Genomic DNA, 15,076 nt, shown 5'->3' with positions numbered 1-15,076 from the left:
TAAAATCTCGCTCACACAAAATGCGAGCGGGCTCTACGCCGGGATTCAGTCCTTCGGCAACGCTGCGAGCAGCCGGTCCACCGACCGGCCCAGGTTCCACCGCTCGGCCAGCTCCGCGACCCGCTCGGGGTCGGCCGGGCGCGAGGGCACCGCGTCGGGGCCGGACACCTCGACCGGGGCGTCCACGGCGACCCGCACGACGGTGGGGGCGACCGCGAGGTAGCCGGCGGCGTCGGAAAGCCGCAGGCGCGTCTTGAGCGGCACCCGCGCGTCGTTCGCGGACGACGCCGCGATCAGCTCCTCCAGTGAGCCGAACTGCGTGATCAGCTTCGCCGCCGTCTTCTCGCCGATGCCGGCGACGCCGGGCAGGCCGTCGGACGGGTCGCCGCGCAGGGCGGACATGTCCGCGTAAGCCGGGCCCGCGTGCTCCACCGGCACGCCGTAACGCTCGGCGATCTCCTTGCGGCCCAACACTTCCGCCTTCGCCCAGCCCTTGCCGACGTACACCACGGACGTGGGTGTCGGCTCCTCGCGCACCAGCTGGAACAGGTCGCGGTCGCCGGTGATGACCTCCACCGCCGCGTCCCGTTCGCGGGTGGCGAGCGCGCCGATGACGTCGTCGGCCTCGTACCCCGCGGCCTCGGCGGTGGCGAAGCCGAACGCGGCCAGCACGTCGAGGATCACCGGCACCTGCGGGGTGAGCGTGTCCGGCACCTCCTCGACGTCCGCCGCGCTCTCGCCGTGGCCCGGCACCGCGACCCGGTGCGCCTTGTAACTGGGCAGCAGGTCGGTGCGGAACTTCGGCCGCCAGTCCGCGTCGAGGCACGCCACCAGCCGCGACGGGCGGCGGTCGGTGAGGATGCGCGCGATCGTGTCGGTGAAGCCGCGCACCGCGTTCACCGGCGTCCCGTCCGGCGCGGTCATCGAGTCGGGCAGCGCGTAGAACGAGCGGAAGTACAGGCTGGCGGAGTCGAGCAGGGCGAGTGGTCCGGTCACCCCGCACAGCCTGCCATGCCGGGTGCCGGACCGTCGCACGCTCCGCGTACCGGACGTCAGTGCCGCCCTGCGTTAGCCCATCGGGGTGAACGTGCGCGCCGCGGTCACCGACCACGCCCGGGTGACCCGCCCGTCGACGACGGTGAGCTGGTCGATGCCGCTGCGCCCCTCCGGCACGTCGTCGAAGGTCACCCGCCACCGCAGCACCACCTCGGGGCCGGCCTCCAGCGGGGGGATCTCCAGCTCGAACGCCAGCCCGGGGCGGGCGTCGTGAAAGTCCTTGAGGTACGCGGTGAAGTCCTCCGGCCCGCGCAGCCCGTCGGCGCCGGGGCCCGAGCCGAACCGGATGCGGAAGTCCGGGTCGATGATCTCCTGCGCGAGCTCCAGCTCGCCGTTCCACAGCGCGGTCCACTTGTCGCCGAGGTGCATGGTCGTTCCTTTCCGTGGGCTTCCGGGTCGGCGACCACTTTCCGGGCCTACCGCGACACCGCCGGCGTCTGTGTTCACGATCACGTCCAGGCCGATCAGCTCCGCCCCGGCCGCGCCCACCTCGTCGAGGTCCACGCGCCGGTCCGGCACCGGCTCGTCGAGCACCACGACGGAGGTGACGCGGTCCAGCCGGAAGCCGCGCACGCCGTCGCGCAGGCGGCACCACGCCACCAGGTACCAGTGGTCGCCGCCGAAGAACCCCAGCGGCTCCACCACCCGTTCGCTGGTCACGCCCGCCCGGTCGGCGTAGCCGAGCCGCAGCACCCGGCCGGTGCCCAGCGCCTCCCGCAGCCGACGGGACAGCGGCGGCGCGGCGGGCGCCAGCATCCGGATCCGCCCGGCTTCTCGCGCGGTCTCGGCGCGAGCCGCTTCAGGCAGCACGGCGAGCACCTTCTGCAACGCGCCCCGCGCGTCGTCGGCGAACGGCGTGCCGGCCAGCGCATGCAGCCCGACGGCGAGCGCGGTCGCCTCCGCCGGGGTGATGGCCAGCGGCGGCAGGGTCCGGTCGCGGTCGAGCACGTACCCGCCGCTGCGGCCGGGTTCGGCGTAGATCGGCACGCCGGATTGCTGCAACGCCGCGAGGTCGCGCTCGACCGTGCGGCTGCTCACCTCGAAGTGCCGCGCCAGCCACCGGGCGCTGCGCGGCAGGGGAGCGACGGCCCGCAGTTCCTCGACGAGCGCGTAGAGACGGTCGGTCCGGTTCACGGGTCCCGACGCTAGCCGGTTGTCGCGTCGCGGTTTCGGGTATTCGTGTGGGGGAGTGGGACGATCGACGACGGGGGAACAGCCGTGAAGGTGCTCGTGACCGGCGCGTCCGGCTTCGTCGGGAGCAGGCTCGCGCCCGCACTCGCCGAGGCCGGCCACGAAGTCCGCGCGATGACCCGAAAGCCCGAGCGCTACACGGGCGCGGGCACCGCCGTCCGTGGCGACGTGTCCGAACCGGACTCACTGCGCGCCGCGCTGGACGGAACGGACGCCGCCTACTACCTGATCCACTCCCTCGACACCGTCGACTTCGAACGCCAGGACGCCGCGCACGCCCGGGCCTTCGCCCTCGCCGCCAAGGACACGGGCGTGGGCCGGATCGTCTACCTCGGCGGTCTTGGCGACGACGCCGACGACCTGTCCGCCCACCTGCGCAGCCGACGGCTGGTGGAGCACCTGCTCGGTTCCACGGGCGTGCCCGTCACGGTGCTGCGGGCCGGCATCGTCGTCGGCCACGGCGGCATCTCCTGGGAGATCACCCGCCAGCTCGTCGAGCACCTGCCGGCCATGGTCACCCCGCGCTGGGCCGCCACCCGCACCCAGCCGATCGCGATCGCCGACGTGGTCCGCTACCTCCTCGGCGTCCTCGAACCCGCTGAGGCCGAGGGACGCACGTTCGACATCGGCGGCACCGAACAGCTCGCGTACGTGGACATGCTGCGCCGCCTCGCGCGGCTGGAGGGCCGCAGCCCGCTGATCGTGCCGGTGCCGCTGCTCAGCCCGCGGCTCTCGTCGTACTGGCTGTCGCTGATCACCGACGTCGACGTCACCACCGGCCGCACCCTGATCGACTCGATGGCGAACGAGGTCGTGGTCCGCGACGACAGCATCCGGAAGGTGGTCCCGTTCGAGCCGATGGACTACGACACCGCGGCGCTGGAAGCGCTCGGCGAGCGGGCCCGCGAACGGCGGGCGGCTTGACGGCGTCACGACGGCGGCGCGGCCTGCTCACCGCCGTCACGGCCGCGGGCACCGGACTGCTCGGCCTGTCGCTGTCCACCCGGCCCGGTTCCGGCCGCTTCTACGTCCTCACCAACGCCGTCGCCGCCACCTGGCTCGCGGGCGGGCTGGCCGCCGGGCCGCCACCGCGCGGCCGGTCCCGCCACCCCGTCGTGACCCCGGTGCTGATCGGAGTGGGCGCGTTCGGCGGGTTCTACGCCACGGCGCTGGTCGCCCGCCGGATCCCGGTGCTGTCCCGCGCGATCAGCGGCGTCCTCGCCTACGCCCACCGCGGCTCCGGGCCGGCGGTGTTCGCGACCACCCTCGCGACCGGCGCGGCCGAGGAGGTCTTCTTCCGCGGCGTCCTGCAGGAGCCCGGCACCTCGGTCGTGACCTCGACAGCCGTGTACGCGCTGTCCACGGTCGCCACCCGCAACCCCGCGCTGGTGCTCGCCTCGATCGTGATGGGCACGGTGTTCGGGCTCCAGCGGCGCGCGACCGGCGGCGTCCAGGCACCGCTGCTGACCCACGTCGTGTGGTCCGCGCTGATGCTCCGGTACCTCCCGCCGCTGTTCGAAACTCCGGTCCCGCCCGGGTGACGGACCACCGCGGGCGCCGGTACTAGGCTCCATCGCATGTCGAGCCGATCCCTCCACACGCCTGCCCCCGACACCGGCGCGCTCCGCGCCCGCCTCGACCGCGCCGCCGCCGCGGCCGCGAAGGCGGACACCGACGCCCTGCTCATCGCCCCCGGTTCCGACCTGCGGTACCTGCTCGGCCAGGCGGGCGGCTCGTTCGAGCGGCTGACGACCCTCGTGGTGCCCGCCGACGGCGCCCCGGCGCTGGTCGTGCCCAAGCTCGAAGCCCCCGGCTACGCCGACGTGCCCACCGCCGACCTCGGCATCGAGGTGCTCACCTGGGTCGACGGCGACGACCCGTACCGGCTGGTGGCCGACCGGCTCGGCAAGCCCGGCCGCGTCGCCGTCAGCGACTTCACCCCGGCCCTGCACGTGCTCGCCCTGCGAGCGGCCCTCGGCGACGCCGAGCAGACCCTCGCCGGCCCGGTCGTCCGCGAGCTGCGGATGCGCAAGGACGCCGCCGAGATCGCCGCCCTGCGCGCCGCCGGCGCCGCCATCGACCGCGTGCACGCGCGCGTCGGCGAGTGGCTCCGCGCGGGCCGCACCGAGGCCGAGGTGGGCGCGGACATCACCGCCGCCATCGTCGAGGAGGGCCACAGCCACGCCGACTTCGTCATCGTCGGCTCCGGCCCGAACGGCGCCAGCCCGCACCACGACGTCTCCGACCGCGTGATCCAGCGCGGCGACGTCGTGGTCGTCGACATCGGCGGCCCGCTGCCCGAGGGCTACAACTCCGACAGCACCCGCACCTACTCCGTCGGCGAGCCGCGCGACGCCGACGTCGCCGAGACCTACGCGGTGCTGCAGCGCGCGCAGCAGGCCGCGGTCGACGCGGTGCGCCCCGGCGTCACCGCCGAGCGGATCGACGCCGCCGCCCGCGAGGTGATCGACGCCGCCGGGTTCGGCGAGTTCTTCATCCACCGCACCGGCCACGGCATCGGCCTCGACGTGCACGAGGAGCCCTACATCATCGCCGGCAACCAGCTGCCGCTCGAGGCGGGCATGGCCTTCAGCGTCGAGCCCGGCATCTACCAGGCGGGCCGCTGGGGCGCCCGGATCGAGGACATCGTGGTCGTCACCGAGAACGGCGTCGAGTCCTTCAACACCCGGCCGCACGAGCTAGTCGTGCTGGACGCATGACCGTGCCCGGGCTGGAGCCGCTCGACCAGTCGATCGTGCAGGAGCTGGCCGCCGACGGGCGGCGCAGCTTCACCGACCTGGCCGAGCGGGTGGGGCTGTCGGTTTCGGCCGTGCACCAGCGCGTCCGGCGCCTCGAGCAGCGCGGGGTCATCCTCGGCTACACCGCGCGGCTCGACGGCGAGCAGATCGGCCTGCCGCTCACCGCGCTGATCTCGCTGACGCCCAACGACCCCGCCGCCCCCGACGACTACCCGCAGCGGATCCAGCACATCACCGAGATCGAGTCCTGCTACTCGGTCGCCGGCGACGAGTCCTACATCCTGCTCGTGCGGGTCGCGTCGCCGCTCGGCCTGGAGGACCTGCTGCGCCGCATCCGTGAGGCGGCGAAGGTCTCGACGCGGACCACGGTGGTGCTCTCGACGCCGTTCGAGGGCCGGTCGCCGACGCTCTGAAGACACTCGTGAGTGTTCATGACGGTTCTAACCGTCATGAACACTCACGAGTCTTGGTGCGGTCACTGGTACGATAAAAGGTATGGCAACACGTAAGGTGACACTTTCCCTCGACAGCGGGGCGCTCGAGTTCGCCGAGCGGGCCGCGAAGGCACACGGGATTTCGGTCTCCTCCTGGCTGTCCAAGGCAGCCAGGCGTGAGGCGGTACGCACGGGTTACACCCCGCAGCAGGCGCCCGTCGCGCCGGCCGCGGAGTCGGACGAGGCCGAGCGGAGCGCGGCGGAAAAGGACATGCGTGCGCAGGGGTGAAGTCTGGACGTACCACCCCCCGACCGATCCGGCCAGGGCCCGCACCGTGGTCCTGCTGTCCTCGGACGGGGTGAACGAATCCGAGCGGCCCTGGCTGCTCGGCACCGAACTGCTCGACCGCGACCCCCAGGACATCCTCGGCGTCGCCGTGGACGCCCGTTACTGGGTCTCGACGCTCAACCTCACGCGCCTGTACCGCCCCTGGTTCCACGAGCGCATCGCCGAGATCGACGGCGAAGTGCAGGAGAACATCGACGTCGCCCTCCGCGCGGCCCTCGACCTCTGACCGCCGCGCGTGCCGGCTCCGGTCAGCGGGCGGTGGTCTCCGGGACCGCGTGGAGCTTGCCGTCCTGGCCGCTCAGACAGGCGGCGTTGCCTTCGCGCACGGCGAGGAACTCGGTGAGGCAGTCGGCGATCGCGGCGTGGCCCGCGGCGTTGGGGTGGAAGGATTCCTGCAGCGCGTGCTGCGCGCGGTCGGTCTGCCCGAGGTCGCTCAGGTGCAGCGTCAGCCGGGTGAACCACTCCTTGGCCGGGTTCGCGCCGCCGCTGCACGCTTCGTGGTTCGCGCCCGCGCGCGCCAGGTCCAGGAACCGCGCGCCGCTCTGGACGGAGGCCTGCTTGAGGCCCGCCGAAAGCGTCGTGATGCCCGTGCTCGCGATCCAGCTCAGGTCGTCGGTGCGGAACGGGCAGCCGTCGAGGCTCTGCAGGCTCGCCGGGATGCCCGGGCCGACCGGGGTGGCGTACGACTGCAGCACCAGCTGGTAGTCCGCCGGCACGTAGCCCGCCTGCGCCAGCACCTTCTTCACGTCACCGACGGCGTTGACCACCTTCGGCACCATCGCGTCCACTTTGGACTTCCAGGTCTGCTGCAGCGCCACGTTGCACGACGGGCCGCCGAGGCTGAACCACGCCTTGAAGCAGTTGGTCACCTGCGCGGAGAACTGCGGGTCGTCGTTCGCGCCCACGGCGATCACCACGGCCGCCACCCGGTGGTCCTTCACGACGTTCGCCAGCTGCTGCGCCTGCGACGGCTCGCCCCACTGCCGCACGTCGCCCAGCGCGACCTGCCCGGCCGGCGCCCCGGAGCACGCGAGGTTCACCCGCGCGGTGACGCCGGGGATCCGCACCTTCTGCACAAACGCGTCCGCCGAGCGGTGGCACCAGTCGCCGCCCCGGCCGTCGGTGTCCGCGGTGTAGCTGCCCGCGCCCTCGCCGGACACCGTGCTGTCACCGAAAGCGACCACGGTCAGCGGGCCCGTGCCCGGCGGCCCCTGCCGCGGCAACGGCTGCCCGGACCGGCTCGCGGCACCGAAGAAAAGGAAGAACCCCGCCAGCACGGCCACGCAGACGAGGACCAGTGCCCCCCACCACCACCTGAATCGTCGCATCGCCGCCCGAGTCTAGCGAGCGGCGGCACCGGCTTCCGCGTCGACGGGTTGGCAAGGGAACGCCGTCAAGGACTCCTTGCCTACCTTGAGGGTAGGCAAGGAGTCCTTGACGGCCACTGAGAACCGTTCACGGCGGGGGAGTGAGCGCGTCCTCCAACGCCGCCCGCGCGCCGCGCAGGGCGAGGCGGAGCTGGTCCGGTGTACGGCGGATCTGGGCCAGCAGGAGCCCGCCCTGGATCGCGGCCATGGTGAGGTCGGCCAGTTCCGTCACGTCCACGTCCGGGAGCAGCTCGCCCGACTCCTGCATCCGCCGCAGACCCGCGATGACCGGGGCCTCCCAGCGCGCGAACGCGTCCACGAACGCCTCCCGGGTGAGGTCGTCCTGGCCGCTGAGCTGGGCGGCCAATGAGCCGATCGCGCAGCCGCCGACCGCGTCCTGCCGCGTCCCGTTCGCCACGATCGCGTCGAACCAGCGGTTGATGCCGGCCAGCGAATCGACGTCCAGGAGCAGCGGTTCCTGCGCGGCCAGCACCGTGTCCACGGTGGAATGAACGACGGAGCGGACGAGGTCGTCCCGGTCGTCGAAGTAGTGGTAGAGCTGGCTGCGGCCGACCCCGGCGGCGCGTTCGACATCGTCCAGCGTCACCGCCGCGACGCCGTGCCGCTGGATGAGGTCCGCGGCCGCATCGAGGATGCGCCCCCGGGTCGCGCGACCGCGCGCGGTGGTCGGTGTGTGTCCCATGGCGTCCTCCCTGTTCTGTACCCTACAGTACAGAGTTTCTGTACCGTGCGATACATTCTGTTGGCTGAGTCGAGGAGGAGTCATGAGCCGGTTCGCGGTTACGAATACCCGGGTCTTCACCGGGACGCACCTGGCCGATGCGTCGGTGGTCGTCGTCGAGGACGGGACGATCACCGCTGTCGGCCACGAGGTCCCCGCGGGGGTGGAGGAGGTCGACGGCGAGGGCGGGACCCTGCTGCCGGGCCTGATCGACGCCCACACCCACACCGACGAGGACGGTCTGCGCACGGCCCTGCGCTTCGGCGTGACCACCGAGCTGGACATGATGTCGGTGCCGGAGGTGATGGACCCGCTGCGGAAGAAGGTGCAGACCGAGTTCGACCTGGCCGACGTCCGCACCGCCTCATGGGGCCTCGCCCACCCCGACGGGCATCCCCACCAGCTGCGGCGCGGCCTGAACGACCCGGTGTGGCCCACCGCCACCGTCCCTGGCGAGGCGGCCGATTTCGTTGACGGGCGGCTGTCCGAGGGCGCGGACTACATCAAGATCATGGTCGAGGACGGCGGCGCGTTCGGCACGTCGCTGCCTCTCGTACCGCCCGAGGTCGTCGCCGCGGTGGTCGAGGCGGCGCACAAGCGCGGGGTGATGGCCCTGGTCCACGCGCTCAGCGCCAAGGCGACCCGGGCGGCGGTCGAAGCGGGCGCGGACGGCGTGACCCACCTGCACTACGACGAGGTCGTCAGCGACGACCTGATCGCCCGGATGCGCGAACAGGGCATGTTCGTCATCACCACCCTGGCCGTCACTGCCTCCGGCGCCTCCGACGGCGCCGGCCCACGCCTGGCCGCCGACCTGCGCGTGGCCTCCCGCCTGGACTCGGCGTGGCGCGACAACCTGGGGCACGAGTTCGGCTGGAATGCCAGCCTGTCCAATGCCCTGCGCTCGGTCGGGCTGCTCCACGCCGCCGGTGTCGAGATCCTGGCCGGTACCGACGCGGCTCACCTCGGCGCCCCGGGCCTCGCGCACGGCGCCAGCCTGCACGACGAGCTGCGCCTGCTCGAGGCCGGCGGGCTGAGCCCGATCGAAGCGCTCACCGCGGCAACACGGCGCACCGCTGACCGGTTCGGCCTCACCGACCGCGGGCGGATCGAGCCCGGCGCCACGGCGGACCTGGTGCTCGTGGACGGTGACCCGACCTCACAGCTCTCCGCGACGCTGAACACCCGCGCGGTGTGGCGCCGGGGGCACCGCCTGACCGCCGACACCACCGCCGTTTGACCCCTTCCCTTACCGCTGGCCCTTAAAGCACGGCACGCTTGCGTTCCAGCAGTTCCCGCTCGGCATCGTTCCCGCTGAGTTCGATCGCCTCGGCGTAGGCGGCCGCGGCCTCGGCGGGGTGTCCCAGCCGGGCGAGCAGGTCGGCGCGGATGGCGTGGAACAGGTGGTAGCCGCGGAGGTCGAGGGCGTCGACCAGGGCCAGCGCCGGGCCCGGGCCGTCGACCTCCGCGACGGCCACCGCCCGGTTGAGCGCGACCACCGGCGTCGGGGTGAGGGCGAGCAGGTGGTCGTAGAGCTGCACGATCTGGCCCCAGTCGGTGTCCGCGACGGCCGGGGCGTCGCTGTGCACGGCGTTGATCGCGGCCTGCAGCTGGTACGGGCCCGGCCGGTCGCGGCGCAGGCACCGGCGGACCAGGTCCTGCCCCTCGGCGATCAGCGCGGCGTCCCAGCGGGTGCGGTCCTGGGCGGCGAGCAGCACGACGGCGCCGTCCGGGCCCGTGCGCGCGGGGCGGCGGGACTCGGCCAGCAGCATCAGTGCGAGCAGGCCGAGCACCTCCGGCTCGTCCGGCATCAGCCCGGCCAGCAGCCGGCTGAGCCGGATCGCCTCCGCCGCCAGGTCCGGCCGGTCCAGCGCCGGGCCCGCGCCCGCGGTGTGGCCCTCGGTGAAGATCAGGTAGACGACGGCGAGCACGGCGGTCAGCCGGTCCGGCAGATCGGCGTCGCGGGGCACCCGGTACGGGATGCGCGCGTCGCGGATCTTCGCCTTGGCGCGCACCAGCCGTTGTGCCATCGTCGTTTCCGGCACGAGGAACGCGCGCGCGATCTCCCCGGTGGTGAGCCCGCCGAGCAGCCTCAAGGTCAGCGCGATGCGCGCCGCGGTGCCCAGCGCGGGGTGGCAGCAGGTGAAGATCAGGCGCAGCCGCTCGTCACGCACGGGTCCCTCCTCGACGGGTTCGTCGCGGGCGTGCAGCAGCGCGGCCTGCGCGTGCCGGTCGTCGCGGGAGGACTCGCGGCGCAGCCGGTCGAGCGCCCGGTTCCGCGCCGTGATCACCAGCCAGCCCGCCGGGCTCGGCGGGAGCCCGGCGGACGGCCAGCGGTCCGCGGCCACGGTGAACGCCTCCTGCACCGCCTCCTCGGCGAGGTCGAGATCGCCGAGTACCCGGGTCAGCACGGCGACCGTGCGGCCGTATTCGGCCCGGAACACCCGATCCAGCGTCTCGGCGTCCACAGTGGACACGCTCAGGCCTCGCCCTGGAACGGCCGGACCTCCACCGGCAGGGTGGTGATCGCGGCCATCCGGCCCGCCCAGCCGAGCGCGGCGTCGAGGTCCGGCGCCGCGACGATCGTGAACCCGCCCAGGTGTTCCTTGCCCTCGGCGAACGGGCCGTCGGTCATCAGCACGTCGCCGTCCTTCGCGCGGACGACGGTGGCCGAGCCGGGTGCGTGCAGGCCACCGGAGAACACCCAGGCGCCGGCGGCCTTCAGCTCCGCGTTGAGCGCGTCGAGCTGGCCGGCGATCCCGGCGAGGACTTCGGCGGCGGGCACGGGGCCGTCGGGCTGGTAGACGCTCAGCAGGTACTGCTTCATGGGAACTCCTTCTCCTCGGCGGTCACCCCTTACACGAACGGGACCCGGCCGTTTCGACAGCGCTCAGCCGGATCCGGTGAGATCGGTGGTGGCGGCCAGCGTGGTCACGACGTCGGCGAGGGCGTCCAGCGCGGACGACCGGCGGCCGGGCCGCCACACCATTTCGGCGCGGGCGGAGTCCCCGGCGAGCGGCACGAAAACCACACCGGTGCGGCGCAGGCTGTGGGCCGAGCGCGCCAGCCGTGTGACGCCCACCCCCGCGGCGACCAGCCCGAGCAGCCCCTGCACGGTGGCGGTGCGCTGCACGACCCGCGGGGTGAAGCCGGCGGCCGCGAAGTCGGCGTCGTACTTGCGGTGCCACGGCTCCCAGCTCGCGCGCGGCGTCAGCACCCACGGCTCGGCGGCGAGGTCCGACAGCGTGAGCCCGGCCCGGTCCGCGAGCGGGTGCCCGTCCGGCAGCACCGCGCACACCTGCTCGGTGATCAGCGTCCGTCCGGTCAGGTCTTCGACCAGTGGCGGACGGGTGAAGGCGGCGTCGAAGCGGCCGGCGCGCAGGCCGTCGACGAGCTCCGCGATCGGCACCTCCGCCGTGCTGAGCGTGAGCCCGGGGAGCCGTTCGCGCGCCGCCCGGACGACCGGTGGCAGCAGGTAGTTCGCCGTGGAGGCCAGGAAAGCCAGCCGCAGCGTGCCGATCTCGCCCCGTACGGCGCGCGCGAGCGTCGCGACCGCCTCGTCGGCCCGGTCCAGCACGGCGCGGGCCTCGGGCAGGAACACCTCCCCGGCGGCCGTGAGCCGCGCGCCCCGGCCGTCGCGGTCGAACAGCTTCGCGCCGAGGATCCGCTCCAGGACCGTGATCTGCTGCGAAAGCGACTGCTGCGCGATGTGCAGCCCGGCCGCGGCGCGCGTAAAGCTCGTTTCGTCGGCGACGGCGACGAAGTACCGCAACTGCCGAAGCTCCGGGGTCACAGGCTCAGACTGTAGCCCCGCCAGAAAACCGGTGTTGGCGACGGCGGCCGAGCGCCGCCATGATCGGCTACCGGAACCACATCTGGAGGGAAACCCATGACGGACACCGACGGCCGCGTCTGGCTGATCACCGGCTGCTCGACCGGCTTCGGCCGTGAGCTGGCGCTCGCCGCGCTGGCGGCGGGCGACCGGGTGCTCGCGACCGCGCGCCGCCCGGAGGCGTTGGACGAGCTGGTCGAACTCGGCGCGGGACGGCTGCGCGCGGCGGCGCTGGACGTCACCGACTCCGCACAGGTACAGGCCGCAGTGAAGACCGCTCTGGACGAGTTCGGCCGTATCGACGTGGTGGTGAACAACGCCGGCCACGGCTCGGTCGGCGCCGTCGAGGAGCTGAGCGTCGCCGATCTGCGGGCACTGATGGACGTGATGTTCTTCGGCGCCGTCGAGGTCACCAAGGCGGTGCTGCCGTACCTGCGCGAGCAGGGGAGCGGCGTGGTCGTGCAGATGAGTTCCATGGGCGGGCAGACCGCGCCGCCGGGCTTCGGCGCGTACTGCGCCGCGAAGTTCGCGGTGGAGGGCATCTCGGAGTCGCTGGCGGCGGAGGTCGCGCCGTTCGGGGTACGGGTGCTGATCGTCGAGCCGGGCGCCTTCCGCACGTCCTTCGGCGGCGGCGCGATGCACCGCTCCCGGGTGCTCGACGCCTACGCCGCGTCGACCGGCGACACCCGCGCCGCCATCAACACCATGGACGGCACCCAGCCCGGCGACCCGGCCAAGGCCGCCGCCGCGATCGTCCGCGCGGTCGGCGACCCGGCCGCACCACTACGGCTCGCCCTCGGCGCCGACGCGGTGGAGTCGATCCGCGCCCACCACGAGGCCGTCGCCGCGGACCTCGCCGCGTGGGAGGACGTCAGCCGCGCCACCGCGTTTTCGGGGGAATGAGGAACGCACCACCGCGCTGCTCAGCGCCGGGGGCGATCGGGCCGACGACCGTGAGCTGCGCGGGCTGAACAGCACGACGAACGCGCCGCTTACTTCCGCACCAGGTCCACGCTCACGGTCAGCGCCTCGTTCGCCTCGATCTCGCCGCGCAGCCGTTCCAGCCGGGCGCGGGCCCCGGCGAGCGCGTCGGAACCGAGGAGCAGACGCAGCGGTGGTACTTCGGCGTCCACGGTCGCGGCGATGGCCGCGGCGGCGCGGGCCGGGTCACCGGGCTGGCTGCCGGAGACGGCCAGCGTGGAGTCACGGCGCTTGCCGGCGGTCTGCTCGTAGTCGTCCAGCCGTACCGGCGACTGCTGCATGGATTCCCCCGCCCACTGGGTGCGCAGGCCACCCGGCTCGGCGATCGTCACGGCGATCCCCAGCGGCGCGAGCTCCGCGGCCAGTGACTCGGAAAGGCCCTCCAACGCGAACTTCGTGGCGTGGTAGTAACCGGTCGCGGCGAAGGCGGCCAGGCCGCCGAAGGAGGAGATGTTGACGACGCGCCCCGAGCGGCGCGCCCGCATACCGGGCAGCACGGCCTTGAGGACCGTCACCACGCCGTGCACATTGGTGTCGTACAGCGCGCGGACAGCGGTGTCCTCGCCCTCTTCGATCGCGGCGAGGTAGCCGTACCCGGCGTTGTTGACCAGGACGTCGATGCGTCCGAAGGCCCGCTCGCACTCCTGGACCGCCTCGGTCACCGACCCGGGGTCGGTGACATCCAGCGCCAGCGGCAGCGCGCGATCGCCGTACCCGGCGGCGAGCTCGGCCACGGCCGCGCGGTCCCGGGCCGTGACCGCCACCCGGTCACCTCGCTCCAGGGCGTGCAGCGCCAGTGCGCGGCCCAGGCCCTTGGAGCATCCGGTGATCAGCCATACCTGCGTTTTGTCGTTGTCGTTCGGCATGCCTCCATGACAGCGGCGGGCCGGCGAACGTGCCACGCCCCCTTGAGGGTGGCTCTCCCAGGGTCAGCTTCGCGGCGCGGCGGTAGCGTTGACCGGGATGGCCAGTGACGACAACCAGCTCGGTTCCTTCCTGCGCAGCCGCCGGGAGAAGGTCGACGCCGCCTCCGCCGGGGTCGTCGACAACACGCGACGGCGGGTGAAGGGGCTGCGCCGCGAGGAGCTGGCGCTGCTCGCCGGGCTCAGTCCCTCCTACTACACCCGGCTCGAACAGGGCCGCGACCGGCGTCCCTCCCGCGAGATCCTGCAGGCGCTGGCCGGGGTGCTGCGCCTCGACGACACCGAGCGGTCCTACCTGTGGTCCCTGGCGATCCCGTCGCTGGCACCGGCGGAAAACGACCGGGAGCCCGCCCGCACCGTGCGGCCCGGGGTGCTGCAGCTGCTGGAGCGGTGGGCCGACCTGCCCGCGTTCATCGTCGGCCCCAGCCGCGACGTCCTGGCCGGCACCGCGCTCGCGGCCCGGGTCAACCCCGCCTGGAGCCCGGGCCACAACCTGATCGAGTTCACCTTCCTCGATCCCCAGGCCCGCACGGTTTATCCCGAGTGGGAGGAGATCGCCCTCCAGGCGGTCGCCGGCCTGCGCGCCACCGCCGCCGCGCGCCGCGGGGAACTCGACGGCTTCGTGGCGGGCATGCGCGAGCGCAGCGAAACGTTCCGGGCGCTCTGGGACTCCCACGACGTGTACGAGCGCACGATGGGCGAGAAACAACTGCTCGTCGACGGCGTCGGCATCGTCGGTCTCAAGTTCGAGACCTTCGCGCTCACCGGACCCGAGGGCCACGTCCTGTACGTGTACTTCCCCCAGCCCGGCAGCCCCGCGGACGAAGCACTGCGCGATCTGGCCTGAGCAGGTGTCAGCCCGCGTCCTGCCACGGGTCGACGCTGCGCAGCAGCACCCGCACCTGGTCGGGATCGGTGATCTCGGCCTCGACGCCGTTCGGCAGTGCGATGATCAGGTGCGTGTCCCGCGCGACGCAGGCCGCGGCCGTCTCGGCCAGCACCGCGGAACCTTCGGCGTCGACCGCGGTCGTCCGGGTCAGGTCGACCACCACGCGGCGGGCCTCCTGCTCGAACGCTTCTTCGATGAGGCGGTGGTAGGCCGGGGCGGTGTCACCGTCGAGCACGCCGTCCACGGTCAGCAGGACTTCTCCGTCAAGAAAGACGCTCAGCAGGCTCATCCTGGCCTCCAACCGCGGCTTCACCGGGAAAGTCCAGCGTACGACAGGCATCCGGCCCGCTGCGCGCTCAGCGGGCACTGGAATAGTCACGCTTCGGCCACGGCAGATCACGCACCGCGTTCACACCGGCGCGCCCCGTTCCCGGCGGGCCGCCCGGTCAAACCCGGCGCCGCGCGACGTGCCCCCGCGTACCGGGAGGTCTTCCTGGCCGGGCAGTGTTCTTTGACCCCCGCCCGAACCGTCGCCGACAGTGGATCGGAATCG

Annotated in this window: 18 protein-coding genes; 9 read left to right on the top strand and 9 right to left on the bottom strand. The window is 73.1% G+C overall.

What is annotated here, in order from left to right; all coding sequences use genetic code 11:
- Positions 1-45 precede the first annotated feature (45 nt).
- Together OG943_RS13110 and OG943_RS13105 are read right to left on the bottom strand one after the other, a co-directional pair.
- Positions 46-996 carry a 5'-3' exonuclease gene (locus OG943_RS13110; protein ID WP_328610018.1) on the bottom strand — a complete coding sequence of 317 codons (951 nt, stop codon included), beginning with the start codon at positions 994-996 and terminating at the stop codon, positions 46-48.
- A 72-nt stretch (positions 997-1,068) separates the two neighbouring features.
- On the bottom strand, positions 1,069-2,190 hold the full coding sequence (locus OG943_RS13105) for a WYL domain-containing protein (protein ID WP_328610017.1): 1,122 nt from the start codon (positions 2,188-2,190) through the stop codon (positions 1,069-1,071).
- 84 nt (positions 2,191-2,274) lie between these two features.
- On the opposite strand from OG943_RS13105, the gene OG943_RS13100 reads away from it, so the two are divergent.
- From OG943_RS13100 to OG943_RS13075, 6 genes are all read left to right on the top strand, one after another.
- Positions 2,275-3,171 (top strand): NAD(P)H-binding protein, encoded by an 897-nt coding sequence (locus tag OG943_RS13100; protein WP_328610016.1) that lies wholly within the window; start codon positions 2,275-2,277, stop codon positions 3,169-3,171.
- Positions 3,168-3,788 (top strand): CPBP family intramembrane glutamic endopeptidase, encoded by a 621-nt coding sequence (locus tag OG943_RS13095; protein WP_328610015.1) that lies wholly within the window; start codon positions 3,168-3,170, stop codon positions 3,786-3,788. The genes OG943_RS13100 and OG943_RS13095 overlap by 4 nt, the downstream gene beginning before the upstream one ends.
- A gap of 36 nt (positions 3,789-3,824) precedes the next feature.
- A complete protein-coding gene (locus OG943_RS13090) occupies positions 3,825-4,967 on the top strand; it encodes a M24 family metallopeptidase (protein ID WP_328610014.1) in 1,143 nt (380 codons plus the stop codon).
- Positions 4,964-5,419 carry an Lrp/AsnC family transcriptional regulator gene (locus OG943_RS13085; protein ID WP_091613539.1) on the top strand — a complete coding sequence of 152 codons (456 nt, stop codon included), beginning with the start codon at positions 4,964-4,966 and terminating at the stop codon, positions 5,417-5,419. The genes OG943_RS13090 and OG943_RS13085 overlap by 4 nt, the downstream gene beginning before the upstream one ends.
- Positions 5,420-5,501: 82 nt before the next feature.
- Positions 5,502-5,729, top strand: coding sequence for a hypothetical protein (locus tag OG943_RS13080; protein WP_328610013.1), 228 nt, complete (start codon positions 5,502-5,504; stop codon positions 5,727-5,729).
- Complete coding sequence (locus OG943_RS13075) at positions 5,716-6,015, top strand: hypothetical protein (protein WP_328610012.1); 300 nt, start codon at positions 5,716-5,718, stop codon at positions 6,013-6,015. Before OG943_RS13080 ends, OG943_RS13075 begins: the two co-directional genes overlap by 14 nt.
- Before the next feature lie 22 nt (positions 6,016-6,037).
- Here the strand turns inward: OG943_RS13075 and OG943_RS13070 are convergent, their stop codons facing one another.
- Positions 6,038-7,117 (bottom strand): GDSL-type esterase/lipase family protein, encoded by a 1,080-nt coding sequence (locus OG943_RS13070; RefSeq protein WP_328610011.1) that lies wholly within the window; start codon positions 7,115-7,117, stop codon positions 6,038-6,040.
- Between the two features lie 127 nt (positions 7,118-7,244).
- Complete coding sequence (locus tag OG943_RS13065; protein WP_328610010.1) at positions 7,245-7,859, bottom strand: TetR/AcrR family transcriptional regulator; 615 nt, start codon at positions 7,857-7,859, stop codon at positions 7,245-7,247.
- 82 nt (positions 7,860-7,941) lie between these two features.
- Here OG943_RS13065 and OG943_RS13060 point away from each other — a divergent pair, with 82 nt between their 5' ends.
- Positions 7,942-9,138: an amidohydrolase family protein gene (locus OG943_RS13060; protein WP_328610009.1), complete on the top strand. Its 1,197-nt coding sequence runs from the start codon at positions 7,942-7,944 to the stop codon at positions 9,136-9,138.
- Positions 9,139-9,160: 22 nt separating this feature from the next.
- Here OG943_RS13060 and OG943_RS13055 read toward each other — a convergent pair whose 3' ends face one another.
- From OG943_RS13055 to OG943_RS13045, 3 genes are all read right to left on the bottom strand, one after another.
- Positions 9,161-10,375 (bottom strand): RNA polymerase sigma factor, encoded by a 1,215-nt coding sequence (locus tag OG943_RS13055; RefSeq protein WP_328610008.1) that lies wholly within the window; start codon positions 10,373-10,375, stop codon positions 9,161-9,163.
- Positions 10,376-10,377: 2 nt separating this feature from the next.
- Positions 10,378-10,725 carry a YciI family protein gene (locus tag OG943_RS13050; RefSeq protein WP_328610007.1) on the bottom strand — a complete coding sequence of 116 codons (348 nt, stop codon included), beginning with the start codon at positions 10,723-10,725 and terminating at the stop codon, positions 10,378-10,380.
- Positions 10,726-10,788: 63 nt separating this feature from the next.
- On the bottom strand, positions 10,789-11,691 hold the full coding sequence (locus OG943_RS13045) for a LysR family transcriptional regulator (RefSeq protein WP_328610006.1): 903 nt from the start codon (positions 11,689-11,691) through the stop codon (positions 10,789-10,791).
- Positions 11,692-11,787: 96 nt separating this feature from the next.
- Between OG943_RS13045 and OG943_RS13040 the strand changes: the two genes are divergently transcribed.
- Positions 11,788-12,633: an oxidoreductase gene (locus OG943_RS13040; protein WP_328610005.1), complete on the top strand. Its 846-nt coding sequence runs from the start codon at positions 11,788-11,790 to the stop codon at positions 12,631-12,633.
- A gap of 89 nt (positions 12,634-12,722) precedes the next feature.
- On the opposite strand, the gene OG943_RS13035 is transcribed toward OG943_RS13040, so the two are convergent.
- A complete protein-coding gene (locus OG943_RS13035) occupies positions 12,723-13,577 on the bottom strand; it encodes an oxidoreductase (protein WP_328610004.1) in 855 nt (284 codons plus the stop codon).
- 97 nt (positions 13,578-13,674) lie between these two features.
- On the opposite strand from OG943_RS13035, the gene OG943_RS13030 reads away from it, so the two are divergent.
- The gene (locus OG943_RS13030; RefSeq protein ID WP_328610003.1) at positions 13,675-14,481 is read left to right on the top strand and encodes a helix-turn-helix domain-containing protein; all 807 of its coding nucleotides are present in this window, start codon (positions 13,675-13,677) and stop codon (positions 14,479-14,481) included.
- Positions 14,482-14,488: 7 nt separating this feature from the next.
- Here the strand turns inward: OG943_RS13030 and OG943_RS13025 are convergent, their stop codons facing one another.
- Complete coding sequence (locus OG943_RS13025) at positions 14,489-14,812, bottom strand: STAS domain-containing protein (protein ID WP_328610002.1); 324 nt, start codon at positions 14,810-14,812, stop codon at positions 14,489-14,491.
- Positions 14,813-15,076: the final 264 nt, after the last annotated feature.

This window comes from Amycolatopsis sp. NBC_00345, assembly GCF_036116635.1.
In the GTDB taxonomy this organism is placed as follows: Bacteria; Actinomycetota; Actinomycetes; order Mycobacteriales; family Pseudonocardiaceae; genus Amycolatopsis.
Note: the sequence above shows the minus strand (reverse complement) of the source record. Positions and strands in the feature narration are given on the sequence as shown.

Bases quoted from the DNA above. Each gene is read 5' to 3' on its own strand.
- OG943_RS13060 (WP_328610009.1), top strand. From the start codon at position 7,942: ATGAGCCGGTTCGCGGTTACGAATACCCGGGTCTTCACCGGGACGCAC.
- OG943_RS13030 (WP_328610003.1), top strand. From the start codon at position 13,675: ATGGCCAGTGACGACAACCAGCTCGGTTCCTTCCTGCGCAGCCGCCGG.
- OG943_RS13065 (WP_328610010.1), bottom strand. From the start codon at position 7,859: ATGGGACACACACCGACCACCGCGCGCGGTCGCGCGACCCGGGGGCGC.
- OG943_RS13080 (WP_328610013.1), top strand. From the start codon at position 5,502: ATGGCAACACGTAAGGTGACACTTTCCCTCGACAGCGGGGCGCTCGAG.
- OG943_RS13040 (WP_328610005.1), top strand. From the start codon at position 11,788: ATGACGGACACCGACGGCCGCGTCTGGCTGATCACCGGCTGCTCGACC.
- OG943_RS13070 (WP_328610011.1), bottom strand. From the start codon at position 7,117: ATGCGACGATTCAGGTGGTGGTGGGGGGCACTGGTCCTCGTCTGCGTG.
- OG943_RS13025 (WP_328610002.1), bottom strand. From the start codon at position 14,812: ATGAGCCTGCTGAGCGTCTTTCTTGACGGAGAAGTCCTGCTGACCGTG.
- OG943_RS13035 (WP_328610004.1), bottom strand. From the start codon at position 13,577: ATGCCGAACGACAACGACAAAACGCAGGTATGGCTGATCACCGGATGC.
- OG943_RS13050 (WP_328610007.1), bottom strand. From the start codon at position 10,725: ATGAAGCAGTACCTGCTGAGCGTCTACCAGCCCGACGGCCCCGTGCCC.
- OG943_RS13090 (WP_328610014.1), top strand. From the start codon at position 3,825: ATGTCGAGCCGATCCCTCCACACGCCTGCCCCCGACACCGGCGCGCTC.
- OG943_RS13085 (WP_091613539.1), top strand. From the start codon at position 4,964: ATGACCGTGCCCGGGCTGGAGCCGCTCGACCAGTCGATCGTGCAGGAG.